General features: G+C 70.9%; 22 protein-coding genes. 11 read left to right on the forward strand and 11 right to left on the reverse strand.

Annotated elements, in window-relative coordinates; genetic code table 11:
• Window positions 1-3: 3 nt before the first annotated feature.
• Window positions 4-1,455, reverse strand: coding sequence for a PucR family transcriptional regulator ligand-binding domain-containing protein (locus tag ABZ928_RS02685; RefSeq protein WP_361514634.1), 1,452 nt, complete (start codon window positions 1,453-1,455; stop codon window positions 4-6).
• 124 nt (window positions 1,456-1,579) lie between these two features.
• On the opposite strand from ABZ928_RS02685, the gene ABZ928_RS02690 reads away from it, so the two are divergent.
• The 3 genes from ABZ928_RS02690 to ABZ928_RS02700 are packed head-to-tail and all read left to right on the forward strand — an operon-like array spanning window position 1,580 to window position 5,000.
• Window positions 1,580-3,115 (forward strand): cytosine permease, encoded by a 1,536-nt coding sequence (locus tag ABZ928_RS02690; protein ID WP_361514635.1) that lies wholly within the window; start codon window positions 1,580-1,582, stop codon window positions 3,113-3,115.
• Window positions 3,116-3,117: 2 nt separating this feature from the next.
• Window positions 3,118-3,546: a nuclear transport factor 2 family protein gene (locus ABZ928_RS02695; RefSeq protein ID WP_361514636.1), complete on the forward strand. Its 429-nt coding sequence runs from the start codon at window positions 3,118-3,120 to the stop codon at window positions 3,544-3,546.
• 14 nt (window positions 3,547-3,560) lie between these two features.
• Window positions 3,561-5,000, forward strand: coding sequence for a gamma-aminobutyraldehyde dehydrogenase (locus ABZ928_RS02700; protein WP_361514637.1), 1,440 nt, complete (start codon window positions 3,561-3,563; stop codon window positions 4,998-5,000).
• Between the two features lie 32 nt (window positions 5,001-5,032).
• Here ABZ928_RS02700 and ABZ928_RS02705 read toward each other — a convergent pair whose 3' ends face one another.
• Window positions 5,033-6,187: a magnesium and cobalt transport protein CorA gene (locus ABZ928_RS02705; protein ID WP_361514638.1), complete on the reverse strand. Its 1,155-nt coding sequence runs from the start codon at window positions 6,185-6,187 to the stop codon at window positions 5,033-5,035.
• Window positions 6,188-6,332: 145 nt separating this feature from the next.
• Between ABZ928_RS02705 and ABZ928_RS02710 the strand changes: the two genes are divergently transcribed.
• The gene (locus tag ABZ928_RS02710) at window positions 6,333-7,436 is read left to right on the forward strand and encodes a winged helix DNA-binding domain-containing protein (protein WP_361514639.1); all 1,104 of its coding nucleotides are present in this window, start codon (window positions 6,333-6,335) and stop codon (window positions 7,434-7,436) included.
• 102 nt (window positions 7,437-7,538) lie between these two features.
• Here ABZ928_RS02710 and ABZ928_RS02715 read toward each other — a convergent pair whose 3' ends face one another.
• From ABZ928_RS02715 to ABZ928_RS02725, 3 genes are all read right to left on the reverse strand, one after another.
• Window positions 7,539-8,330 carry a serine protease gene (locus ABZ928_RS02715; protein ID WP_361514640.1) on the reverse strand — a complete coding sequence of 264 codons (792 nt, stop codon included), beginning with the start codon at window positions 8,328-8,330 and terminating at the stop codon, window positions 7,539-7,541.
• Window positions 8,331-8,555: 225 nt separating this feature from the next.
• The gene (locus ABZ928_RS02720; protein ID WP_361514641.1) at window positions 8,556-11,369 is read right to left on the reverse strand and encodes an AAA family ATPase; all 2,814 of its coding nucleotides are present in this window, start codon (window positions 11,367-11,369) and stop codon (window positions 8,556-8,558) included.
• A 148-nt stretch (window positions 11,370-11,517) separates the two neighbouring features.
• On the reverse strand, window positions 11,518-12,333 hold the full coding sequence (locus ABZ928_RS02725) for a helix-turn-helix transcriptional regulator (protein ID WP_361514642.1): 816 nt from the start codon (window positions 12,331-12,333) through the stop codon (window positions 11,518-11,520).
• Between the two features lie 113 nt (window positions 12,334-12,446).
• Between ABZ928_RS02725 and ABZ928_RS02730 the strand changes: the two genes are divergently transcribed.
• Window positions 12,447-14,111: an AMP-binding protein gene (locus ABZ928_RS02730; protein ID WP_361514643.1), complete on the forward strand. Its 1,665-nt coding sequence runs from the start codon at window positions 12,447-12,449 to the stop codon at window positions 14,109-14,111.
• Window positions 14,108-15,697, forward strand: coding sequence for an AMP-binding protein (locus tag ABZ928_RS02735; RefSeq protein WP_361514644.1), 1,590 nt, complete (start codon window positions 14,108-14,110; stop codon window positions 15,695-15,697). Before ABZ928_RS02730 ends, ABZ928_RS02735 begins: the two co-directional genes overlap by 4 nt.
• On the opposite strand, the gene ABZ928_RS02740 is transcribed toward ABZ928_RS02735, so the two are convergent.
• Window positions 15,694-16,197 (reverse strand): GNAT family N-acetyltransferase, encoded by a 504-nt coding sequence (locus ABZ928_RS02740; RefSeq protein ID WP_361514645.1) that lies wholly within the window; start codon window positions 16,195-16,197, stop codon window positions 15,694-15,696. The genes ABZ928_RS02735 and ABZ928_RS02740 overlap by 4 nt on opposite strands.
• Window positions 16,198-16,347: 150 nt before the next feature.
• Window positions 16,348-17,028 carry a hypothetical protein gene (locus ABZ928_RS02745; RefSeq protein WP_361514646.1) on the reverse strand — a complete coding sequence of 227 codons (681 nt, stop codon included), beginning with the start codon at window positions 17,026-17,028 and terminating at the stop codon, window positions 16,348-16,350.
• 166 nt (window positions 17,029-17,194) lie between these two features.
• Between ABZ928_RS02745 and gcl the strand changes: the two genes are divergently transcribed.
• Window positions 17,195-18,982 carry a glyoxylate carboligase gene (gene gcl, locus ABZ928_RS02750; RefSeq protein WP_361514647.1) on the forward strand — a complete coding sequence of 596 codons (1,788 nt, stop codon included), beginning with the start codon at window positions 17,195-17,197 and terminating at the stop codon, window positions 18,980-18,982.
• A 327-nt stretch (window positions 18,983-19,309) separates the two neighbouring features.
• Here gcl and ABZ928_RS02755 read toward each other — a convergent pair whose 3' ends face one another.
• The 4 genes from ABZ928_RS02755 to ABZ928_RS02770 form a co-directional block, all read right to left on the reverse strand.
• On the reverse strand, window positions 19,310-19,546 hold the full coding sequence (locus tag ABZ928_RS02755; protein WP_361514648.1) for a hypothetical protein: 237 nt from the start codon (window positions 19,544-19,546) through the stop codon (window positions 19,310-19,312).
• A 299-nt stretch (window positions 19,547-19,845) separates the two neighbouring features.
• The gene (locus tag ABZ928_RS02760) at window positions 19,846-21,303 is read right to left on the reverse strand and encodes a catalase (protein WP_361514649.1); all 1,458 of its coding nucleotides are present in this window, start codon (window positions 21,301-21,303) and stop codon (window positions 19,846-19,848) included.
• A 184-nt stretch (window positions 21,304-21,487) separates the two neighbouring features.
• A complete protein-coding gene (locus tag ABZ928_RS02765; protein ID WP_361514650.1) occupies window positions 21,488-22,381 on the reverse strand; it encodes a 2-hydroxy-3-oxopropionate reductase in 894 nt (297 codons plus the stop codon).
• Between the two features lie 28 nt (window positions 22,382-22,409).
• Complete coding sequence (locus ABZ928_RS02770) at window positions 22,410-23,249, reverse strand: TIM barrel protein (protein ID WP_361514651.1); 840 nt, start codon at window positions 23,247-23,249, stop codon at window positions 22,410-22,412.
• Window positions 23,250-23,387: 138 nt separating this feature from the next.
• Between ABZ928_RS02770 and ABZ928_RS02775 the strand changes: the two genes are divergently transcribed.
• The 4 genes from ABZ928_RS02775 (at window position 23,388) to uraH (ending at window position 25,073) form a co-directional block, all read left to right on the forward strand.
• On the forward strand, window positions 23,388-23,669 hold the full coding sequence (locus ABZ928_RS02775) for a hypothetical protein (protein WP_361514652.1): 282 nt from the start codon (window positions 23,388-23,390) through the stop codon (window positions 23,667-23,669).
• Window positions 23,666-24,034 carry a helix-turn-helix domain-containing protein gene (locus ABZ928_RS02780; RefSeq protein WP_361514653.1) on the forward strand — a complete coding sequence of 123 codons (369 nt, stop codon included), beginning with the start codon at window positions 23,666-23,668 and terminating at the stop codon, window positions 24,032-24,034. The genes ABZ928_RS02775 and ABZ928_RS02780 overlap by 4 nt, the downstream gene beginning before the upstream one ends.
• Window positions 24,035-24,158: 124 nt before the next feature.
• A complete protein-coding gene (gene uraD / locus ABZ928_RS02785; RefSeq protein WP_361514654.1) occupies window positions 24,159-24,668 on the forward strand; it encodes a 2-oxo-4-hydroxy-4-carboxy-5-ureidoimidazoline decarboxylase in 510 nt (169 codons plus the stop codon).
• Window positions 24,669-24,674: 6 nt separating this feature from the next.
• Window positions 24,675-25,073 carry a hydroxyisourate hydrolase gene (uraH, locus tag ABZ928_RS02790; protein ID WP_361514655.1) on the forward strand — a complete coding sequence of 133 codons (399 nt, stop codon included), beginning with the start codon at window positions 24,675-24,677 and terminating at the stop codon, window positions 25,071-25,073.
• Window positions 25,074-25,078 lie beyond the last annotated feature (5 nt).

The following is a 25,078-nucleotide window of genomic DNA, read 5'->3' on the forward strand; positions in this document are numbered from 1 at the left end:
CCCTCAGTCGGTCAGGCCCAGCGCCCCCGCCGCCTGGATCGCCAGCCACACCTCGGCCAGCGCCCCGGTCGAGGTCAGGTCGCGGTCGGCGAGCGTGCCGAAGCGGCGCAGTCGGTAGGCGAGGGTGTTCGGGTGGATGTGGAGCGCGGCCGCCGCTGTCTCGGTCCGGCGGTCGCGCTCCATCCAGGTGCGGGCGGAGACCAGCAGCTGCGAGTCGTGGGACGCGTCGTAGCGCAGGACATCGCCGAGGACGTGCTCGACCAGCGCGGTCAGGACGGCGGGGTCGTCCGGCAGCCACCGGCCCGTCGAGTCGTCGCCGTACCGCACGACCGGGCGGCCCGACTCCACCGCCTTGGACACCGCCCACAACGCCTCCCGCTGGGCGACCCGCAGCGCGTCCCCCGGCAGGAACGGCCTGCTCATCCCGGCCGCCACGCCCGACAGCTCACCGACGGCCGCCGCCAGCTCCGGCGAGCCCAGGACGTAGTGGTCCTCGCCCCGGGCGAGCAGCAGATGGGGATGGTCCTCCAGACAGCACACCAGCGCCTCGTCGGTGGTGTGGCGGACCACCAGGAGCACGGTGTCGCCCTCGATCGCGTGCCGGGCGAGCCGGCGCCGCGCCGCCTCCGGGTCGAGCACCTCCTGCAACAGCTCGGCCAGCGTCTCCGCGCCCTCGCGGCGCAGTGTCTCCCGCTCGTTGCGGACCATCGCGAGCCGCAGCGCCGCCACCGTGGCGATGTGCTGGGCGACGGCGAGCCCCGCGGGCTGGGCGCCCTGTCGCTCGTACGCGACCAGGAAGCCCGCCGGGCCGCCGGGCGCGGGCACCGGCAGGACGAAGCCGCCGGGGATCGTCGGCGGCGCGTCGACGGACGCGGGCAGGACGGCGGGGTCCGGGACGCGTACCCCGGGCAGGAGGGGGCGGCCCTGCGGGGTGCAGAGGTAGACGTCGTAACCGGAGAGGTCTTCGAGGCGGCGCAACAGCGTCGGAGTGTCCAGATCCTCCGCGACCAGCCAGCGCAGCGCGCCGAACACCTGGAGCTGGGCGCCCAGCCGGTGCCGGGTGTCCTCCTGTTCCGCGGCCGCGATCTCCTGGGCGACGGCGATGAAGGGGACGGCGAGCGGGACCTCCAGGACGGGGAAGCCCCGTTCCTCCGCCGCCTCGAAGAACGCCTCGTGCAGCGGGGGCATGTGCAGCTGCGCGGAGAGCGCCAGCGCGGAGACCCCGGCGTCGTCGAGGCGCTCCAGATAGGCGCGCTGTCCGGCCGCGTCACGGGGGACTGCCAGACCGGCCGTCATGATCACCTCGGCGCCCAGCAGCCAGGGCGTCGGATCGGCGAGCTCACTGGCGTGCGCCCAGGACACCGAGCGGCCCAGACCGGCGTGGCCCGCCTTCACGGTGAGCTGGAGGGCGGGGAAGGAGAGCAGGTCCCCGACGGTGAGCTTGTGGTCGGCCACATAATCCAGCGTACATCTCCGTGGTGGACACAATTGTCGCTGGTCAGGCCGGGGCCACAGACTGTGGAACCGTCCCCCTGCATGACTGTGCAGGGCTTTGCATGAATGGAAGGTTGGAGGGCCCGTGACGAACTCGATCACCGAAATCGAGACCTACGGTGTCGAGCGGATCCCGGACGAGGACCGCACGGCCCGCCCGATCGATCTGTTCCGGCTCGCCTTCGGCGGCGCCAACACCTTCGCGACCTGCGTCCTCGGCGCCTTCCCGATCCTCTTCGGCCTGTCCTTCTGGCAGGGCCTCGCGGCGACCGTCCTCGGCCTGGTCGCGGGCGCGCTGCTGCTCGCCCCGATGGCCCTGTTCGGCCCGACGAACGGCACGAACAACGCCGTCTCCTCCTCCGCGCACCTGGGCGTGCACGGCCGGGTCGTCGGCTCCTTCCTCTCCCTCCTCACCGCCATCGCGTTCTTCTCGATCTCGGTGTGGTCCTCGGGCGACGCCCTCGTCGGCGGCGCGCACCGGCTCGCCGACGTCCCCGAGACCGACGTCACCTACGGCATCGCGTACGCGATCTTCGCCGTGCTCGTCCTCGCCGTCTGCATCTACGGCTTCAAGTTCATGCTGCTGGTCAACAAGATCGCGGTACTGGCGGCCTCGGCCCTCTTCGTCCTCGGCGCCTTCGCCTTCGCCGGCGACTTCGACCCGTCGTACGCGGGCGCCTTCACGTCCACCGCCGACCCGCTGTTCTGGCCGTCCTTCATCGGCGCCGCGCTGATCGTGCTCTCCAACCCGGTCTCCTTCGGCGCGTTCCTCGGCGACTGGTCCCGCTACATCCCGGCCGGGGCCCCGCGCCGCCGCGTGATGGGCGCCGCGTTCCTCGCCCAGATCGCCACCCTGCTGCCGTTCCTCTTCGGCCTGGGCACCGCGTCGATCATCGCCGAGAAGGCCGCCCCGTACGTCGACCCGGCCGCCCCCAACTACGTCGGCGGACTGCTCGCGATCTCGCCCGGCTGGTACTTCCTGCCGCTCTGCCTGATCGCCCTGATCGGCGGCCTCTCCACCGGTACGACGTCCCTGTACGGCACGGGTCTCGACTTCTCCAGCGTCTTCACCCGCTTCAGCCGCGTCCAGGCCACCTTCTTCATCGGCGCCCTGTCGATCGCGTTCATCTTCGTCGGCCGGTTCGCGCTCAACCTCGCGCAGTCCATCTCCACCTTCGCCACGCTGATCATCACCTGCACGGCCCCGTGGATGATCGTCATGACCCTCGGCTACGTCACCCGGCGCGGCTGGTACGACGCGGAGGCGCTCCAGGTCTTCAACCGCCGTCAGCGCGGCGGGCGTTACTGGTTCACGCACGGCTGGAACTGGCGCGGCATGTCCACCTGGCTGGTCTCCGCCGTCGTCGCCCTCCTCTTCACCAACCTGCCCGGCCAGTTCGTCGGCCCGCTCGGCGACCTCGCGGGCGGCACGGACATCTCGCTGCCGGTCGGCCTCGGCCTCGCGGTCGTCCTCTACCTGGCGCTGCTCACCGTGTTCCCCGAGCCGCGCGAGGTGTACGGGCCGGCCGGCCCCCGCTTCGTCCGGGCGTCGGACGCGCCGGTGCCGCCGATCACCGGTGCCCCCGAGGAACCCGCCCTCACCCTCGCTTCCAGGAGCTGAGCATGAGCACCACCACCACCGTCCAGGAAGTCCGCGCCGCCGCCGACGCGCTCGTCGCCGCCTTCGCCGAGGGTCGCCTCGACGACTACTTCGGTGCCTTCGCCCCGGACGCGACCTTCGTCTTCCACACCACCCCGCAGCGGCTCGGCTCGACGGCCGAGTACCGCGCGCTGTGGGAGAAGTGGGTCGCGGAGGACGGCTTCCGCATCCTCGCCTGCACGTCCTCGGCCCAGCTGATCCAGGATCTCGGCGACACCGCCGTCTTCAGCCATGACGTGGAGACCCGCATCTCCACCGACTCCGGCGAGGAGACGGTCCAGGAGCGGGAGACGATCGTCTTCACCCGCGCCGAGAACGGTGCCGAGGGCGGTGCCGGAGACGGCCGCTGGGTCGCCGTACACGAGCACCTGTCCGCCCGCACCGCCGCCTGACCAGGAGACGTTCCATGAGCACCACGTTCCGCAACTACATCGACGGTGCCTTCGCGGACGCCTCGGACGGCCGCACGCTCGACGTCGTCGACCCCACCACCGGTGACGTCTACGCGACCTCCCCGCTCTCCGGCGCGGCGGACGTCGACGCGGCGATGGCGGCAGCGGCGGCGGCGTTCCCCGTCTGGCGGGACACCACCCCGTCCGTACGGCAGCGCGCCCTGCTGAAGATCGCCGACGCGATGGAGGCACGGGCCGACGAACTCGTCGCCGCGGAGAGCCGCGACACCGGCAAGCCGCTCCACCTCACCCGCAGTGAGGAACTCGCCCCCGCCATCGACCAGATCCGCTTCTTCGCGGGCGCGGCGCGGATGCTGGAGGGGCGGAGCGCGGGCGAGTACATGGAGGGGATGACGTCGATCATCCGCCGTGAGCCGGTCGGGGTGTGCGCCCAGGTGGCACCGTGGAACTACCCGTTGCTCATGGCGGTCTGGAAGTTCGCCCCGGCACTCGCGGCGGGCAACGCGGTGGTCCTGAAGCCCTCGGACACCACCCCCGCTTCCACGGTCCTGATCGCCGAGATCATCGGCGGCGTCCTGGCCGAACTCGGCCTCCCACGGGGCGTGTTCAACGTGGTGTGCGGCGACCGCGAGACCGGCCGTCTGATGGTCGAGCACCCCACTCCCGCGATGGCCTCCATCACCGGCTCGGTGCGCGCCGGTATCCAGGTCGCCCAGAGCGCGGCCAAGGACGTCAAGCGGGTCCACCTGGAACTCGGCGGCAAGGCCCCGGCGGTGGTCTTCGAGGACGCCGACCTGACGAAGGCCGTCGAGGACCTGATCGTCGGCGGCTTCTTCAACGCGGGTCAGGACTGCACGGCCGCGACCCGCGTCCTGGTCCACGAGTCGGTCCACGACGAGTTCGTGGCGGCGCTGGCGAAGGCGGCGGCGGACACGAAGACAGGGCAGCCGGATGACGAGGACGTCCTGTACGGCCCCCTGAACAACGCCAACCAGCTCGCCCAGGTCAGCGGCTTCATCGACCGCCTCCCCGAGCACGCGACGGTCGAGGCGGGCGGCCACCGCGTGGGCGACAAGGGCTACTTCTACGCCCCCACCGTCGTCTCCGGCCTCCACCAGGACGACGAGATCATCCAGAACGAGGTCTTCGGCCCCGTCATGACCGTCCAGTCCTTCAAGGACGAGGCCCAGGCGGTGGCATACGCCATCGGCGTCGACTACGCCCTCGCCTCCTCGGTCTGGACCAAGGACCACGCCCGGGCGATGCGCATGTCCAAGTCCCTCGACTTCGGCTGCGTCTGGATCAACACCCACATGGCCCTCGTCGCCGAAATGCCCCACGGCGGCTTCAAACAGTCCGGCTACGGCAAGGACCTCTCCGCGTACGGCTTCGAGGACTACACCCGCATCAAGCACGTCATGACGTCACTCTGAGCCGCGGAGGCCGGCTCCTCGGAGCCGGCTTCCTAGAGCCAGTCCCGTCGCTTGAAGATGACGTACAGGCTGACGCAGATGATCCCCATCAGGCCGATGGCGAAGGGGTATCCGAAGTGCCAGCCGAGCTCCGGCATGTTCTCGAAGTTCATGCCGTAGATGGTGCCGACGAGGGTGGGGGCGAAGAGGATGGCCGCCCAGGAGGAGATGCGTTTGATCTCCTCGTTCTGTTCGAAGCCGGCTTCCGCCAACGCCCGCATCTCCGCGTTCTGTTGCTGGGTGACGAGGGTGGCGTTGACCGTGAGGATCTCGGTGAGGGCCTGGCGGAAGCCGTCGACGCGTTCGCTGGTGTGGGTGACATGGTCGGCGACGTCCCGTAGGTAGCGCTGGAGTTCGTCGTCGGTGCCGTACTTCGAGAAGCCCGCCATCAGGCCGTGCAGCATGCCGACCAGGGGGCGGGTGGCGCGCTGGAACTCGACCATTTCGCGGGAGAGTTCGTAGATGCGGCGGGAGACCTCCGGGTCACCGCGGAAGACCTCCGTCTCGATCTCGTCGATGTCGTTCTGGACACCGGCCACGACCGGGACGTAGCCGTCGACGACCGCGTCGAGGATGGCGTACAGGACCGCCTCCGGGCCCAGTCTCAGGAGTTCCGGCGACTCCTCCATGCGGTGGCGCACCGCCGAGAGGTCGGGGGCCGCGCCATGGCGGACCGTGATGACGAAGTCGGGGCCGACGAAGACGTGCAGCTCGCCGAAGTCGACCTCCTCCGGCGCGTCCAGGTAGCGGGCCGCGCGCAGGACGACGAAGAGCGTGTCGCCGTAGCGCTCCAGTTTCGGCCGCTGATGGGCCTCCATCGCGTCCTCGACCGAGAGCGGATGGAGGTCGAACTCGGCGGCCAGGGAGAGGAGTTCGGCCTCGGTCGGGCGGGCCAGGCCGATCCAGGCCATGCCGGCCGGCTGGTCGCGCAGTTCGCGGAAGGTCTCGGCGAGGGTCGTGGGGGAGGAGACGCGGACGCCGTCGCGGTACAGCGCCGCCTGGACGATCGACGCCGGTTCCGACTCCTCCGCCTCGGCCGGCCGCGCGGGCCGCTGCTCCGGCGGTGGGGGAGCCGGCGGGGTCAGGGCACGGCGCCAGGCGGACCTGCCCCGGTTCTTCGAGGACGGACGGGCGCGTCGCTCGGACATCGCGGCTGCCTCCCGGATCGAGCCCACGGCTGCGTGATCACGGGCAGGATATACGGGGCAAACGGCGCCCGCGTGTCCGCGCGGGGCGGGAAACGGTGAGAGTCGAGGACAGAAGGTGTCCGCAAGCCTCAGTAGCGTGCTTCCCATGACGAAGACGACGACGGCCCCCGTGCTCGACACCCGCGCCCTCAACCGCGCGACCCTCGACCGGCAGCTCCTCCTGCGCCGCGCGGCCCTCCCCGCGAAGGCCGCCGTCGAGCACCTCCTCGGCCTCCAGGCGCAGAACGTCAAACCCCCGTACTACGCCCTCGCCGCCCGCCTCGACGGCTTCCGCCCCGAGGAACTGTCCGGTCTGATGGCCGACCGCGAGGTCGTCCGCATCGTCAGCATGCGCTCGACCATCCACACCCACACCGCCGATGACGCCCTCACCCTGCGCCCCCTGGTACAGCCCGCCCGGGAACGCGAACTCACCCAGTTCCGCAAGGGACTTGAAGGCGTCGACCTCGACCGTCTCGCCGCCCTCGCCCGTGACCTCGTCGAGGCCGAGCCGCGCACCATGAAGCAGCTGCGCGAGGAACTCCTCATCGAGTGGCCGGACGCCGACCCGCAGTCCCTCGGCATCGCCGCCCGCTGCCGTCTCCCGCTCGTCCAGGTCACCCCGCGGGGACTGTGGGGACGCAGCGGCCAGGTCGCCCTCACCACCGCCGAGCACTGGCTGGGCCGCCCCGCCGAGCCGACCCCGGCACCGGACGCGACCGTACTCCGCTATCTCGCCGCCTTCGGGCCCGCCTCGGTGAAGGACATGCAGACATGGGTGGGCCTGACCCGGCTGAAGGAGGCCTTCGAACGCCTCCGCCCCCAGCTGCTCACCTTCCGCGACGAGCACGGCGTCGAACTCTTCGACCTCCCCGACGCGCCCCGCCCCGCCGCCGACACCCCGGCCGCGCCCCGCTTCCTCCCCGAGTTCGACAACCTCCTCCTCTCCCACGCCGACCGCACCCGGGTGATCCCGCCGGAGTACCGGGGCCGCAGCTGGGTCGGGAACATGGTCCACAGCACCTTCCTCGTCGACGGCTTCCTCGCCGGGGTCTGGAGGCTGGAGGAGGACGCCCTCGTCATCGAGCCCTTCGGCAGGCTCACGAAGGCCGAGCGGGACGAGGTCGCCGAGGAAGCCGCGCGCACGCTCGCCGTCATGCACCCCGGGTCCTCGTACGACATCCGGTTCGGGACCGTCGTACGACCGTGAAGGCGTGCTCAGGACATGGAGAGGGGGCGTTGCGGGCCGCTCGTGGAGGCCCGCAACGCCCCCTGGTATGTCACCTGAGGGGTGCTCAGGAGATCTTCTGGGTTATGAGTTGACCTGTGTGGTCACCAGGCTGGAGAAGGTGGTCAGCCGGGTGTAGACACCCGGGTAACCGGCCTCCGCGCAGCCCTCTCCCCAAGAAGTGATCCCTGCCAGGACGCCCCCGATGAGCAGGGGACCGCCGCTGTCGCCCTGGCAGGTGTCTACGCCACCGGATGTGTATCCGGCGCAAACCATGTCGCTCGCGATGAAGGACGAGCCGTAGGAGCTCTTGCAGCTGGAGTCGGACACGATCGGGACGGTCGCGGTCCGCAGCTGGTTGGAGGAGCTGCCGTTCTCCGAGGTGGTGCCCCAGCCGAGGATGCGGGCCGTGGTGCCGGCCGCGTACACGCTGGTCTGGGACGAGGAGACGTACGACGCCGGGGTGTACGACATCGCCGTCGAGAGGGTCAGGACGGCCACGTCGTCACCGTTGGTGGCGTCCGTGTAGTCCGGGTTGATCCAGATCTTGCTGACCCGGCTGACCGTGCCGTTCGTCCCGTTCAGGTACGTGCGTCCGCCGACGACTCTCACGCTGCTCGTGGTCTCGCCGACCATACAGTGGGCCGCCGTCACGACCTTGGTGGACGAGACCAGGGTGCCGCCGCAGAACTGGTTCTGCGAGGCGTCCGTGATCTGCATCATGAAGGGGTACGAGGTCGTCGTGGTCGTGGAACCGCCGACGATGGGCTGCGGGGCGGCGACAGCGGTGGGGGCGCTGACGAGGGCTGCCGTGGCGGCGGCAGCGGTGGCCGCGGCGAGTGCGGCGGCCTTCTTGGCGCGGTTGAGCCCGAACATGAGTCTCCTCAGTGGGGGTTGCCGGTGGGGGGACGCGCGGGTGTGGGGGGGTGGTGCACGGGGGTCGCGGGACCGACCCCCGTATGCCCGGGCGAGCGGCACGTTCATAACCTAGAACTCGGAAGTTCCCCTTCCCAATGAGGGAACCCCCTAGGGGAGTTGGACAGGGAAAACCCTCGGTGAGCCCTCGGCAAACGCAACCGGGTCAGTAAAACCCGCGGTCCCTCACTTCGTACGGCGCCCCGCCGCCAGTCGGACGATGTCCACCCGCGAGCGGATCCCCAGCTTGCGGTAGACCCGGGTGAGGGTCGCCTCGACCGTCTTGACGCTGATGAACAGGCGGGCGGCTATCTCCCGGTTGGTCGCGCCCTCCATGACGAGCGCGGCGACCTGACGCTCCATCGAGGCCAGGCCCTCCAGGGCGTCCGCCGCCGGCGCGGGGGCCGGCTGCTCCGGCTCGGGCGCCGCGGTCGCGCTCGCGCTCGCCGCGTCCACCTGCCGCAGCCACGGCAGGGCCCGGCAGCGCCGGAAGAGACGGGCCGCCTCGTCGTACGACGTCGGGCCCGGCCTGCGGGTGCGCAGCTGGGCCAGGGCGAACGCGGTGCGGGCCTCCTCCAGGCCGTGCCCGAGCTTGGCGAGCCGGTCCTGGACCGAGGTCAACTGGGCGAGTGCGGCCTCGTGTTCGCCGCGCCGGGCCCGTACGAGGGCCTCCGCGCGGTCCAGGACGGCCAGCACGCTCTCCCGGCCCAGGCGCAGCGCCTGCTCGCGGGTCACGTCGATGACGTCCTGCGCCTCGCGCACCTCGCCGATCCGGACGAGGGCCTCGGCGAGGTCGCCCTGCCAGCGGCCGCGCGCCGGGTCGGTGATGCCGAGCCCGTGCTCCAGCTCGCGCACCCGGCGCAGCGAGCGAACCGTTCCCTCGGCGTCGCCGGCGACCAACTGGGCGTACCCCAGGGCGGCCAGGGCGCGGGAGACGTACATCTGGTCGCCGTCCTCCTCGGCGTGCGCCACCGCTTCCCGGGCCAGTTCGAGGGCCCGTTCCACATCGCCGCCGGAGGCCTCGCCGAGCGAGGTGAGGACCGCGGAGGCCACCTCGCCGATGCCGGTGTCCCGGGCCAGCAGGAGGCTCTCCCGGGCGAGGTCGAGGGCGCGCCCGCAGTGTCCGGAGCGCAGCTCGGTCTCGGCCACCCCGCGCAGGAAGTGCACCTCGCTCTCGACGGCCCCGGTGCGCCGCACCTCGCGCAGCAGCGCGGTGACCGTGGCCCGGGCCTCGGGGAGCTGGTCGCTCATGATCAGCCAGCGGAACCGGGAGTAGCCGGCGCCGTTGTGATGGCACGCCACCCGCGGGTCCTGGGGCTCCTTCAGGGCGCGCTTGATGGTCGAGGGCGCGTCCGGGTGGCCCATGAGGGTCTCGATCTGGGCCTGGAAGGCGAGCGCCATCAGCTCGTTGTAGCGGTCCCCGGCGCGTGCGGCGAGCGCCGCCGAGCGCGCGGCCTCCTCGCGGGCCTGGTCGAAGTCGCCGTCCACGAGGACGGCCCGCCAGGTCAGCTGGTAGTGGATCAGGGCGAGCAGCTGCGGGTCGTCGCCCGCGTCCGCGAGGGCCTGCGGGAAGACCGAGTCGACCTCCGTCATGGCGTGGCCCGCGGTGTCGATCACGATCATCCAGGCCCGCACCCGGTCCGCGGGCACGGTCGCCCGGGTCAGCACGTCGTGCGCGATGTCCCGGGCGAGGTCGAGCTCGCCCGCGGTGATCGCGTCCTCGGCCGCCTCCAGCCGGCGCGCGTCCGGGGCCGGGTCGGCGTCGGCCGGGGTGTGCCGGGCGGCGAGCAGCCCGAGGGAGGCGGCGACCGAGGGCGCCCCGCGGTCCCGGGCCTGGGCGGCGGCCTCGGCGAGGCTGTTCGCGGTCTCCGGGTCGGCCCCGGTGGTGGCCAGGGCGAGATGCCGGGCCCGCTCGATCGGGTCGGAGGCCGCCTTGGACAGCGCGGCGTGCGCGGCCCGCCGCTCGTGCGCGGGCGCCTCCGCGTACAGCGCGGCCGAGATCAGCGGATGCGCGAACCGTACGGCGGGACCCTCCGGCTCGGTCGCCAGCAGACCCAGCGCCGCCGCCTGGGCGGTCTCGGCCTCGGCGTTCTCGCGGCCGGCCGAGCGCAGCAGGGCGAGGGTGGGGCGGGCGCCGGCGCTCGCCACGAGGAGGGTGCGGCGGGCCTCGGCGGAGAGCATCTCCAGCCGGTTCAGCACGAGGGCGCGCAGCGAGGTGGGCACGGGCAGCGGCTCGCCCGGGCGGGGCGGGGTGGGGTTCTCGCCGAGGGCGCGGCCCAGTTCCAGGGCGAAGAGCGGGTTGCCGCCGCTGGTGCGGTGGATGTCCCGGACCGTGGAGCGGGGCAGGCCCGTGTAGCCGCGGTGGCCGAGCAGTTCGGAGACCTGGGTGCGGGTCAGCGGGTTGACGCGCAGGGCGAGGGTGTCGGGAGGTGACGCGCGTAGGTGACGGTCGTACTCCTGCCCCTCGGTGCGTACCGCGCACAGCATCCGCACCGGGGTGTCGCCGAGGCGGCGGGCGGCGAAGCCGAGGAGTTCGGAGCTGGCGGAGTCCAGCCACTGCACGTCGTCGGCGACGATCAGCACCGGGCCCTCGGCGGCCAGGGCGCGCAGCGCGGACAGTACGGCGAGGCGCAGGGCGAGGCCGTCGCGCTGGAGGGTGGACTCGCCGCGGCCGGTGAGCGCCGACTCCAGGGCGGTGCGCTGGGCCGCGGGCAGCTTGCCGGAGACCTCGTCGAGGACCAGGCCGAGCAGGTCGGCGAGGGCGAGGAAGGGGAGATGGGATTCGGACTCGGTCGCCGAGCAGCGCAGCACGGTGCGGGCCGCGCCGCCGTTTTCCGCGGCCAATGCCCGCAGGACGGTCGACTTTCCTATTCCGGCCGGGCCGTGCAGGAGCACGCTGCCACCCCGGGCGAGCTGCTCACGGGCCCGGCCGAACACCTCCTCCCGGCCGATGACCAGGTCAGGGCGGCATCTCGCAGGCTCCTGGAAGTCCCGTTGCACGGTCGCCGCTCCCCTCGTGTCGTGTCCGGGCCAAATTCTAGGCAACGTCTCTTTGAAATTCGGAGCGACGACGTGGTGAGGGAAATAACAACCTTGCAGCATGGGGAAATTCAAAGCGCCGTTACATGAATGAATTGTCAACAGATTGTTACGGCAGTACCCCCGCCCGGCGCGCCGCCACCACCGCCTCACCCCGGGTGTGCGCCCCCAGCTTCCGCATCGCCGAGCGCAGATACCCCTTGACCGTCTCCGACCGCAGTCCCAGCCGCTCCGCCGCCACCGCGTTCGTCGCCCCGGCCGCCACACACGCCAGAACGTCCAGCTCACGCGGGGCGAGCCCGACCTCCTCGGCCGGTGCCCGCGAGGTCAGCAGTCCGCAGGCGTCGAGTAGTTCGGCCCGCAGTGCCGGGTCGGCGATCCGGGGTGCCAGCGCCCGCAGCGCCGCGTGGGCCTCCCGCACCTGCTCCCGGCCCACCGGGTCGGCCGGACGCGCCGCCCGGGACGCCTCCGCCAGCCCCCGCGCCTCGTCCCGCACCACCAGCGCCTGCTCCACGTCCCGCGCCACGTCCACCGCCGCGTTCAGCGTGCGGTCGCCCAGCGGATGGGCCGACCGGAGGGCGCCGTAGAGGACACCGCGCACCCGGCGTCGTACCACCACGGGCACCGCCAGGATCGACCGCAGCCCCTCGGCGGCGACCGGCGCGTCGTACTCATGGCTGATCTGCCGCGAGGAGGAGTAGTCGGTCACCGCGCACGGCCGGGCGAGGGCGACGGTCCGGCCGCCGAGCCCGCTGCCCGAGACCACCGCGAGCGAGAGCAGCGAGGCGGTGGCCGTGCCGCTCAGTTCGCTGATCCGCAGCTGCGGCCGCCCCGCCTCCACCAGCCCGCCGAAGGCGACGGGCAGCCCGGTGGAACGCCGCAGCCGTACCAGCGCGTTCCGGATCTCCGCCGCGTCTGTCACCACCTGTTCGCCCTTTCAGCGCGGGGCACACCCCCGTTCGGGGGTAGTGAGACCCGCATCACGGAGTAAACGATGGCAGAGAGCCGCCCGGCAATGGTCCGGTACGAGGAGGACAGATGACGACCGAGATGTTCCGCGGGGCGCGGGACTTCCTGCTGCAGCATCGCGAGGACTACGCGACGGCCTACGACGGCTTCGTCTGGCCCCGCCCCGACCGCTTCAACTGGGCGCTCGACTGGTTCGACGTCATCGCCGACGGGAACGCCGCGACCGCGCTGCACATCGTCGAGGAGGACGGCCGCGAGACCAAGCTGTCCTTCGGTGAGCTGTCGGTCCGCTCCGACCAGGCCGCCAACTGGCTGCGCGCCCAGGGCGTGACCGCCGAGGACCGCATCCTGGTGATGCTCGGCAACCAGGCCGAACTCTGGATCACGGCACTCGCCGCGATGAAACTGCGCGCCGTCGTCATCCCGGCCACCCCGCTGCTCGGCCCCGCCGACCTGCGCGACCGGGTCGAGCGCGGACGCGTCCGGCAGGTGATCGCGCGCTCCGAGGACACCGGCAAGTTCGCCGAGGTGCCCGGCGCCTACACGCGGATCGCGGCGGGCGACCCGGTCGAGGGCTGGCTGTCGCTGGACGACCTGTACGAGGCGGACGCCGCCTTCACCCCGGACGGCCCGACCCGGGCCGACGACCCGCTGATGCTCTACTTCACCTCCGGCACCACCGCCCGCCCCAAGCTGGTCGAGCAGACCCACACCTCGTACCCGATCGGGCACCTGGCCACCATGTACTGGATCGGCCTCAAGCCCGGCGATGTGCACCTGAACATCTCCTCGCCCGGCTGGGCCAAGCACGCCTGGTCCAACCTCTTCGCCCCGTGGAACGCGGAGGCGACCGTCTTCCTCTACAACTACACACGCTTCGACGCGGCCCGCCTCATGACGGAGATGGACCGCGCGGGCGTGACGACCTTCTGCGCCCCGCCGACGGTGTGGCGCATGCTCATCCAGGCCGACCTGACCCAGCTCCGGACCCCGCCGCGCGAGGTCGTGGCCGCGGGGGAGCCCCTCAACCCCGAGGTCATCGAACAGGTGCGGCGCGCGTGGGGCGTGACCATCCGCGACGGCTTCGGCCAGACCGAGACGGCCGTCCAGGTCTCCAACAGCCCCGGCCAGCCCCTGAAAACGGGCTCCATGGGCCGCCCGAGCCCCGGCTACCGGGTCGAACTCCTGGACCCGGTGACGGGTGCGCCGGGCGCGGCCGAGGGCGAGATCGCGCTGGACCTCTCGGTGAAGCCCGTCGGCCTGATGACCGGCTACCACGGGGACGCGGACCGTACGGCGGAGGCGATGGCGGGCGGCTACTACCGCACGGGCGACGTGGCCTCGCGCGACGAGGACGGCTATCTGACCTACATCGGCCGGAGCGACGACGTCTTCAAGGCGAGCGACTACAAGATCAGCCCCTTCGAGCTGGAGAGCGCGCTGCTGGAGCACGAGGCGGTGGCCGAGGCGGCGGTCGTGCCCGCGCCGGACGAGCTGCGCCTTGCGGTGCCGAAGGCGTATGTGGTCCTGGCGGAGGGCTGGGAGCCCGGCCCTGACACCGCGAAGGTCCTGTTCGAGCACTCCCGGGACGTGCTGGCGCCGTACAAGCGCGTCCGGCGCCTGGAGTTCGCGCCGCTGCCCAAGACCGTCTCCGGCAAGATCCGCCGCATCGAGCTGCGCGAGGCGACCGCGGCCGGGTCGGACGCCGAGTACCGCGAGGAGGACTTCCGGTGACCGTGGAGCTGTCGTACAGCCATGGGACGAGCGGGACCGCACTGCTCGGGGACACGATCGGCGCCAACCTGGACCGGGCGGTGGCGAGTTGGCCGGACCGTGAGGCGCTGGTGGACGTGCCGTCGGGGCGCCGCTGGACCTACGCCCAATTTGCCGCCGACGTCGACGAGTTGGCGTACGGGCTGCTGGCGAGCGGGGTCGTCAAGGGCGACCGGGTGGGCATCTGGGCGATCAACTGCCCCGAGTGGGTGCTGGTCCAGTACGCCACCGCCCGCATCGGGGCGGTCATGGTGAACATCAACCCGGCGTACCGGACGCACGAGGTCGAGTACGTCCTGAAGCAGGCCGGGATCTCGCTGCTGTTCGCCTCGCTGAGCCACAGGACGAGCGACTACCGGGCGATGGTGGAGGAAGTGCGGGGCCGCTGCCCGCAGTTGAGGGAGACGGTGTTCATCGGGGACCCGAGCTGGGCGGCCCTGATCGCGCGGGGGACGCCGACGGCGTACGGGGAACTGTCCTGCGACGACCCGATCAACATCCAGTACACGTCGGGCACGACAGGCTTCCCCAAGGGGGCGACCCTCTCCCACCACAACATCCTCAACAACGGTTATTTCGTAGGGGAGATGATCGCCTACACCGAGCAGGACCGGGTCTGCATCCCCGTGCCCTTCTACCACTGCTTCGGCATGGTGATGGGAAACCTTGCGGCCACCTCCCACGGCGCCTGCATGGTGATCCCGGCCCCGTCCTTCGACCCGAAGGCCACCCTGGAGGCGGTCCAGCAGGAGCGCTGTACCTCCCTCTACGGCGTACCGACCATGTTCATCGCGGAGTTGAACCTGCCCGACTTCGCCACGTACGACCTCTCCTCCCTCCGCACCGGCATCATGGCGGGCTCGCCCTGCCCGGTCGAGGTCATGAAGCGGGTGGTCGCGGAGATGCACATGGCGGAGGTGTCCATCTGCTACGGCATGACGGAGACCTCCCCGGTCTCGCTCCAGACCCGGCGTGACGACGACCTGGAGCACCGCACGGGCACGGTCGGCCGCGTCCTGCCGCATGTCGAGGTGAAGGTCGTCGACCCGGCCGGGGTGACCCGACCCCGGGGCACGGCGGGGGAGTTGTGCACCCGCGGCTACAGCGTGATGCTCGGCTACTGGAACGAGCCCGAGAAGACCGCCGAGGCCGTCGACGCCGGACGCTGGATGCACACCGGGGACCTCGCGGTGATGCGGGAGGACGGGTACGTCGAGATCGTCGGCCGCATCAAGGACATGATCATCCGGGGCGGCGAGAACATCTACCCGCGCGAGATCGAGGAGTTCCTCTACGCCCACCCGAAGATCGCGGACGTCCAGGTGGTGGGGGTGCCGCATGAGCGGTACGGCGAGGAGGTGCTGGCCTGTGTCATCGCCCGGGACCCGGCGGACCCGCCGACCCTGGAGGAGGTCCGCGCCTTCTGCGACGGGCGGCTCGCGCACTACAAGGTGCCGAGCCGGTTGCAGGTGCTGGAGTCCTTCCCGATGACCGTCTCCGGAAAGGTGCGGAAGATCGAGCTGCGGGAGACGTACGCGGCCGGCTAGTCCCGGCGCATACAGACCCTGGGCCACCGGTCGAGGCCGAGCTCCGCCTCATGGGTGCGGATCTTCCGTAGTCCGGGGGTGAGTTCGGTTTCTTCCAGGGCGTCGAATCCGAGGCGTGCGTAGTAGGGGGCGTTCCAAGGGACCTCGGCGAAGGTGGTCAGGGTGAGGCCGGTCAGCCCTTCCTCCCGGGCGTGCCTGGCGGCGTACTCGATGAGGGTGTGCCCTATGCGGAGGCGCGCGAAGTCCGGGTGGACCGAGACCTGCTCGATGTGCAGGGCACCGTCGACGGGCTCGGCGACGAGGTAGGCGACGGGGCGGTCCGCGTCGTCGGCGGCGACCCAGGTGCGTCCGGCCGCGCGGTACCGCTCCAGCACCTCCACGGCGGGCGGCTCGTCGTCGGCGATCGCCGTCATGCCGAGGTCCCGGAAGGGGACGCCGGCGGCGCGCTCGATGTCCTGGAGGGCAGGGAGTTCGTGGGGTGCGGCGGGCCGGATGCGCATCGGGCGAGTATGCCGGAGCGGGGCGCCGGGCGTGGCTGAGATTCCGTGGCCGCCGTCGCCCTGCCCGTCGGTGCTCCTGGCCGCCCCTGCCGGGGCGCATCTGGCCCGTCCCGGCCGTGCCCTCTTGACGCCCGCACCACCGCCGGAGGCCTACGCTCCCGTCGAGTCCAGCTCGTCCGCCAGGCTGTTCACCGGCTGCGGAGTCCCCGTCAGGTCCAGCACGAACAGCGGCACCCCCAACGCATCGGCCACCGCCCGTGCCTCCGTGGCGTACCCCGCGAGGGAGAAGTAGACGCAGGACGCCGACTCCGTCATCGCCGTCAGCCACAGGCATTCCACGTCCCGGAGGGAGGCCGGGCGGACCGTCGGATCGACCTGGGCCAGGAGGCCTCGGGCCGCGATGCCGATGCCGTTGGGCGGGCGTTGGTCGGCGCGGCGGATGTCGCGGTAGCCGAGCCAGCGGAGGTAGAGGGCGGCGGCCGTGACCGCGTCGCGTGCGGTGCGGATCGTCACCGGCTGGAAGGCGCGCCGCGGGGCCGGGGTCACGCGCTCGGCCGCGGTGCCCGCCGAGACCGGGACGCGCAGGACCGTGCCGCACGGGCAGCCCAGCTCCGGATGCGGCCACTCGCCGGAGCGGCCGCAGGAGGCGCACGCCACGGTGACCCAGTCGTCCTCCCAGGAACGGTGCGAGACCGCCGTGGCCCGCGCACGCGGATCCAGCGGCGGTATCACGGGCGCACCGCAGACGCACGGGTACTCCGGCGCCGTATAGAGATGCTCGCGCCGGCAGACCGGGCAGCGCACCGCCACGCTCTCGGACATGGGGCCCATCGTCCTCCTGGGACCCCCTGCTTGTCCGTCTCTTTCCGTCTCTTGACGACCCAAGCCTCCCCACTTACATTGCTTCCAGATAGTAGAAATTACTTTCCGCATTACGGAAGTACTCGCGGCGGGGCGCGACGGGAGTACAGGTCCGACGGCCGAAGCAGGAGTACTCATGCCTCGTATGACAGCCGCCGCGGCGGCAGTGGAGATCCTCAAGCGCGAAGGCGTCACGAACGCGTTCGGTGTGCCGGGCGCCGCGATCAACCCCTTCTACAAAGAGCTCAAGAACGTCGGCGGGATCGGCCATACGCTGGCCCGGCACGTCGAGGGCGCCACGCACATGGCGGAGGGGTACACCCGCACCCACCCCGGCAACATCGGTGTCGCCATCGGTACGTCGGGGCCCGCCGGCACCGACATGATCACCGGTCTGTACTCCGCGATCGGTGACTCCATCCCGATCCTGTGCATCACCGGGCAGGCCCCGAGCCACCTCCTGCACAAGGAGGACTTCCAGGCCGTCGACATCGCCGCGATCGCCAAGCCGGTCAGCAAGATGGCCGTCACGGTCCTTGAGGCGGCTCAGGTCCCGGGCGTCTTCCAGCAGGCCTTCCACCTCATGCGCTCCGGGCGTCCCGGGCCCGTCCTCATCGACCTGCCGATCGACGTCCAGCAGACCGAGATCGACTTCGACCCGGAGACGTACGAGCCGCTCCCCGTCTACAAGCCGGTCGCGACCCGCGCCCAGATCGAGAAGGCCCTGACCTTCCTGCTGGAGTCCGAGCGGCCGCTGATCGTCGCCGGTGGCGGCATCATCAACGCCGACGCCTCCGACCTGCTGGTCGAGTTCGCGGAACTCACCGACACGCCTGTCGTTCCGACCCTGATGGGCTGGGGCACCATCCCGGACGACCACGAGCTGAACGCCGGCATGGTCGGCCAGCAGACCGGGCACCGGTACGGCAACGCCACGTTCCTGGAGTCGGACTTCGTCCTCGGCATCGGCAACCGCTGGGCCAACCGCCACACCGGCTACAAGCTGGACGTGTACCGCGAGGGCCGCACGTTCGTCCATGTCGACATCGAGCCGACCCAGATCGGCAAGATCTTCGCCCCGGACTACGGCATCGCCTCCGACGCCAAGGCCGCGCTCGAACTCTTCGTCGAGGTCGCGCGTGAGCTGAAGGCCGCCGGCAAGCTGCCCGACCGTTCCGCCTGGGTCGCCTCGCACCTGGAGCGCAAGGGGTCCCTGCACCGCCGTACGCACTTCGACAACGTGCCGATGAAGCCGCAGCGCGTCTACGAGGAGATGAACAAGGCGTTCGGGCCCGACACCCGCTACGTCACCACCATCGGCCTCTCCCAGATCGCCGGCGCGCAGATGCTGCACGTCTACAAGCCGCGCCACTGGATCAACTGCGGCCAGGCGGGCCCGCTCGGCTGGACCATCCCGGCCGCGCTCGGTGTCGCCACCGCCGACCCGGACACCCAGGTCGTCGCGCTCTCCGGTGACTACGACTTCCAGTTCATGATCGAGGAGCTGGCGGTCGGCGCGCAGCACCGCATCCCTTACGTCCATGTCCTCGTCAACAACGCCTACTTGGGCCTGATCCGGCAGGCGCAGATCGGTCTGGACATCAACTTTCAGGTCAACCTGGAGTTCGAGAACCAGAACTCGCCTGAGCTGGGCGTCTACGGCGTCGACCACGTCAAGGTCGCCGAGGGTCTGGGCTGCAAGGCCATCCGCGTCACCGAGCCCGACCAGCTGCTGCCCGCCTTCGAGGAGGCCAAGAAGCTGGCCGCGCAGCACCGGGTGCCGGTCGTCGTGGAGGCGATCCTGGAGCGCGTCACCAACATCGCGATGAGCCCCACCGCCGACATCAGCGCGGTCAAGGAGTTCGAGGACATCGCGACCGAGGACTGGCACGCGCCGACCGCGATCATTCCGCTCAAGGCCTGACCAGCCGATAGCTCGACCACTGCCGAGGGGCGGCCCAACCGGGGGGATGGGCCGCCCCTTCGGCGTGCCCATCCCCCGCTGCTGCCCCCGTGCGATCCCCCGTGCATCCCCCGTGAGTTCCCCCGTCGGGGCCCGCCGCCCCCGTGCCGGCGGGCCCCGCACAGACGAGAATGTGCCCGCGCCCAGGGGCAGTTGAAGCCCCCGGGCGCGGGTTCAGAGGTTGATTTGAGGATTCCGTAGCCCGTGTACGCCCGGTGGCGTAGGCGGGCTGTGTGCGTACGGTGCTCAGTGCTCAGTGCTCAGTGCTCAGTGCTCAGTGCTCAGGGCTCAGGGCTCGTGGTGTTCGGACAGCCCCGGCCAGTCGTCGGGGCCGCCGCCCTGCCACTCCACGATGTCCTCGTCCTCCACCTCGATCCGGTCGAGGTCGGCGAGGCGCAGTAGCTCCACGACGTCGTCCAGGTGGGAGGCGACGCCGAGGTTGTGGTCGTCCGCGGTGACCCGCCGGGAGCCGTCCAGGGCCGGTGAGTGCACCACGACATGCGGGTGATGCGGTGCGGGTGCCATGCCTCCAGAGTCCTGCGTACGAGGCCGGTGCGCACCCCGTGGACGGCAAAGAGCGCCTGCCACGGGACCGTCCGTGATCAGGCGCTCTTCGTCTGTACTGGGACCGCGGCGGCGGCGACGGAGTCCGCGACGCCCTTCCCTCAGGTCGAGAAGGGGGTCCGGTCCTTCACCACCGCACTGGCTCGCACGCCGCCGCGGTCCGCACCCTGCCCGGGCCCCGTACCGAGGACCACCCCTCATCCGGGTCTCTCAGTGTTCGGGCGCGAGCAGGGAGTTTGTGTGTGCCTGGCCGGTGAGGCTCAGTCCTCGCGCAGGGCGCGGACCGCCTCCTCCACGCGCTTGCCGTACTCCGGGTCGGCGGCGTGGAAGTGGGCCAGGTTCTTCTCGATCACGTCGTCGCGGGAGACCTGGGACAGGCCGCCGGCGATGTTCGCGACCAGACGGGACTTCTCGTCCTCGGACATCAGGCGGTACAGCTCGCCCGCCTGGAAGAAGTCGTCGTCCTTGGTGTGCTGCGGGGCCTCGTGCGTGCCGGTCCAGCCGCTGACCGCCAGCGGGGCGGAGAGCGGGCGGCCGGTCTCGGCCGGGCCGTCGTAGGAGTTCGGCTCGTAGTTCTTCGCCGCGCGGCCCTGGGAGTTGGTGGCCATGAGGCCGTCACGGCCGTAGTTGTTCGCCACGGTCGCCTTCGGGGCGTTCACGGCGAGCAGGGTGTGGTTGACGCCCAGGCGGTAGCGGTGCGCGTCCGCGTAGGCGAACAGGCGGCCCTGGAGCATCTTGTCCGGCGAGGGACCGATGCCCGGCACGAAGTTGTTCGGCGAGAACGCGGCCTGCTCGACCTCGGCGAAGACGTTGTCCGGGTTGCGGTCGAGGACCAGGCGGCCCACGCGCTGGAGCGGGTAGTCCTTGTGCGGCCACACCTTGGTGAGGTCGAACGGGTTGAAGCGGTAGTCCGCCGCCTCGGCCGCCGGCATGACCTGGACGTAGAGGGTCCAGGACGGGTTCACCCCGCGCTCGATGGCCTGGAGCAGGTCCGTCTGGTGCGAGTTGGGGTCCTTGCCCGCGAGCTCGGCGCCCTGCTCGGCGGAGAGGGAGCGTACGCCCTGGTTGGTCTTGAAGTGGTACTTGACGAAGAAGGCCTCGCCCTCGGCGTTCGTCCACTGGTAGGTGTGCGAGCCGTAGCCGTTCATGTGGCGGTACGACGCCGGTATGCCGCGGTCGCCCATCAGCCAGGTGATCTGGTGCGTGGCCTCGGGGGCGTGCGCCCAGAAGTCCCAGACGTTGTCCGGCTCCTGCTTGCCCGTGAACGGGTCGCGCTTCTGCGAGTGGATGAAGTCCGGGAACTTGATGGGGTCCTTGATGAAGAACACCGGGGTGTTGTTGCCGACGAGGTCGTAATTGCCCTCCTCGGTATAGAACTTGACCGCGAAGCCGCGCGGGTCGCGCACCGCGTCCGCGCCGCCGAGCGAGTCGGCCACGGTGGAGAAGCGCAGGAAGACCTCGGTGCGCTTGCCGACGCCGCTCAGGAAGTCGGCGTACGTGAAGCCGGTGACGTCGTCCGTCACCTCGAAGTAGCCGTACGCGCCGGAGCCGCGGGCGTGCACCACGCGCTCCGGGATGCGCTCACGGTTGAAGCGGGCGAGCTTCTCCAGCAGGTGCTGGTCCTGGAGGAGGAGCGGACCGCCGGCGCCGGCGGAGGCGGAGTTCTGGTTGTCGGCGACCGGGGCGCCGGACTCGGTCGTGAGCACGCGCTTCGACATCAAGGACCTTCCGTACGGGAGTCAGCGGAGGCTTCGGAAAGGAACTTCCGCTTTGTGGAGCCTAGGTTTGGGGCGATCTGGACGTCAACACTTTGTTGAAGTGGATTCCGGGCGGCGCCGCCGCTTGGGCGCGACAGGACAGGTGTCAGCAGCGTGCGCCGCCCGGGGTTTTGGGTGCCGTGCGTCAGATCTGGGCGCCGGAGAGGCGCTCGACCGCGCGCAGCAGTGCGGAGTGGTCCAGGCCGCCGTCGCCCTGGGCGCGCAGCGCCGCGACCAGCTGGGCGACGACCGCGCCGACGGGCAGGGCCGCGCCGACGTTGCGGGCGGCGTCGGTGACGATGCCCATGTCCTTGTGGTGGAGGTCGATACGGAAGCCCGGCTTGAAGTCGCGCTGGAGGAAGTTGTCCTTCTTGCGCGTCAGCACGGTCGAGCCCGCCAGGCCGCCGTTGAGGACGTCGAGCGCGGCCTTCAGGTCGACGCCGGACTTCTCCAGGAAGACCACGGCCTCGGCGCACGCCTGGATGTTCACGGCGACGATCAGCTGGTTGGCGGCCTTCACGGTCTGCCCCGAGCCGTGCGGACCGCACAGCACGATGGTCTTGCCGAGCGCCTCCAGGATCGGCTTCGCGGTGTCGAAGTCCGCCTGCTCGCCGCCGACCATGATGGACAGCACGGCCTCGATCGCCCCGGCCTCGCCGCCGGACACCGGGGCGTCCAGGACCCGGATGCCCTTGTCGGCGGCGGCCTTCGCGAGGTCCACCGAGGTCTGCGGGGTGATCGAGGACATGTCGATCAGCAGGGCGCCGGGCTTCGCGTTCTCCAGGATGCCGTCGGGGCCGTACGCGATGGCCTCGACCTGCGGAGACGCCGGGACCATCGTGATGACCACGTCGGCGTCCCTGACGGCCTCGGCGATCGAACCGGCGGCCTTGCCTCCGGCGGCGGCGAGGCGGTCCAGCTTGTCCTGCTCCAGGGTGAAGCCGGTGACGTCGTACCCAGCCTTGATGAGGTTCTCGGACATGGGGGAGCCCATGATGCCGAGGCCGACCCAGGCGATCTTCGGAAGTGCGTTGCTCATGATGGGGGTGCCTTTCACGTAAGGGGGGTCAGCGGGCGGCGCGCGCTTCGCGCGGGAGCCAGTCGAAGGCCTCGGCGCTCGGGCGGTCGCCCGGCTTGTACTCCAGGCCGACCCAGCCCTCGTAACCGGCCTTCTTCAGCTGGTCGAGCAGCTCCTCCAGCGGCAGCGTCCCCGTGCCCGGCGCGCCACGGCCCGGGTTGTCGGCGATCTGGACGTGGCCGGTCCTGGCGGCGTACTCCTCGATCACCGACGGCAGGTCCTCGCCGTTCATGGACAGGTGGTAGAGGTCCATGAGGAAGCGCGCGTTGTCCAGGCCGGTCGCCTCGTTGACCTTGTCGACGATCCCGATCCCGGCCGGTGCGGACACCAGCGGGTAGAGCGGCGACTCGGGCTTGTTCAGCGTCTCGATCAGCAGGATCGCGCCGATCCGGTCGGCCGCGCGGGCCGCGAGGACCAGGTTCTCCAGCGCGAGCGCGTCCTGCTCGGCCGGGTCCACGCCGTCGACGCGGTTGCCGTACAGGGCGTTGAGCGCCTTGCAGCCCAGTGACTGGGCGAAGTTCGCGGCCACGTCGATGTTGGCGCGGAACCTCTCCGACTCCTCGCCCGGGATCGACAGCGCGCCCCGGTCCGGGCCCGGCAGCCGGCCGGCGTAGAAGTTCAGCCCCGTGAGCTGGACGCCCGCGTCCTCGATCGCCTTCTTCAGGGCGTCGAGCTCGGACTGCTCGGGGGTGGGGGAGTCGACCCAGGGCCACCACAGCTCGACCGCGCCGAAGCCCGCCGCGGCGGCGGCCGCGGGGCGCTCCAGGAGCGGGAGTTCCGTGAAGAGGATCGACAGGTTGACGTTGAAGCGCTGCTCTGCGAATCCCATAGGGCCAGGCGCTCCCTTCCGTGTCGAGTGATTCCGTATTGCGGAAGTTCGTTTCTGCTTAATGGAAGATTGCCGCCGTGTGTCGCTGCTTGTCAAGAGGGGTCGGCGGAAGTCGGTGCCGCGCGTTAGGTTGTGCGCGTGCGATTGAGAGTGGAGTTCACGACCGAGCCGTTCGACCTCGACGAGGCCCCCGCGCACGCGGTGGCGGCCCGTGAGGTGGTCGAGAGTGCCGAGCTGGACGCGGTGGACGTCGGCCCGTTCGGCAACACCGCGGAGGGCGGCGCCGACGCCGTGCTCACCGCTGTCGACGCACTGCTGCGCAAGTCCCTGGCGGCCGGTGCCACCCGGGTCTCGCTCCAGGTCAATGTGATCGGGGAGAACGTGATCGGGGAGAGTGTCATCGGGGAGGGCGGGAAGTGACCGGCACGGGGGACGAGCCCTTCATCACGGCCGTGAAGCCGCTGGTCGACGCCATGGGCGGGGAGATGGTCCCGCCGGACGAGGCCGGCCCCGACGACGTCGTGCTCGCCTGGGAGGGCGCCGACGTGGTCGCCGTACGGCTGCCGCAGCTCGCGGACTCCCTCGATCACATCCTGGCCGCCATGGAGCGCAAGCAGGGCAAGCCGCTGGCCGACCTGGACCGCAAGGCCAAGCAGGAGGTCGTACGGATATTGGAGGCGCGCGGCGCCTTCTCCGTACGGCACGGCGTGGAGACCGTGGCGAGTGCCCTCGGGGTCAGCCGGTTCACGGTGTACAACTACCTGAACCGGGACAAAGGGGTCTGATCTGCGGGTTCGCCGGTTTCGTAACCCCGAATTTTCAACAAAGTGTTGACGCTGTGTCTCGAAGGGCGTTAGCTAACGGGAGCCCGCTTCAGTACGAAGGCCGTTCGCGGCCACGGAGGCTCCCGTGACTTCGACTCCCACGCCGCCGGGCCTTGCTCGGTTCAACGTCCTTGAGGAGCACGCGGCGTTCGCCGCCCTCCACGAGGCGTGTGCCGCCACGGCATGGGCGAAGCGGCTGCTCGCCGCCCGCCCGTACCCGACGGCAGACGCCCTCTACGCCGCCAGTGACGCCGCCATGGCCGAGCTGACCACGGCGGACCTGGAGGAGGCGATGGCCGGACACCCGCCCATCGGCCGCCCCAAGGAGGGCGACCCGACCTCGGCGCGGGAGCAGCGCGGCATGGCCGGCGCCTCCGAGGACCTCAAGACGGAGATGCTGGAACTGAACCTGGCCTACCAGGAGAAGTTCGGCCATGTCTTCCTCATCTGCGCCACCGGCCGGACCGGCGAGCAGATGCGCGACGCGGTCAAGGAGCGGATCGGGAACGCGCCGGAGCAGGAACGGGAGATCGTCCGCACCGAACTGGGCAAGATCAACCGTATCCGCCTCGCCCGACTCGTCGAAGAGGACTGACGCACCATGAGCACCAGCACCACCGCCTCGGTGTCCACCCACATCCTGGACACATCCGTCGGCCGCCCCGCCGAGGGCGTCGCCATCCAGCTCGCGGCCCGCAGCGGCCGCACTGCCGACTGGCAGGCGCTCGGCGGCAGCGCGACCGACGCGGACGGGCGGTGCAAGGACCTCCCGGCCCTGCCGGAAGGGACGACACACGTACGGCTCGACTTCGCCGTCGAGACGTATTTCGAGAAGAAGCAAGCCGATGCGCAGCAGGACGCCCCCGCGAATCGGGACAGCGGTGCAGGGGCAGTGTTCTTCCCGGAGGTGGCGATCACCTTCGCCGTCGTGCCGGGCGAGCACTACCACGTACCGCTGCTGCTCAACCCGTTCGGCTACTCCGTTTACCGAGGGAGCTAGCAGAC

The organism is Streptomyces sp. NPDC046909 (assembly GCF_040644695.1).
In the GTDB taxonomy this organism is placed as follows: Bacteria; Actinomycetota; Actinomycetes; order Streptomycetales; family Streptomycetaceae; genus Streptomyces.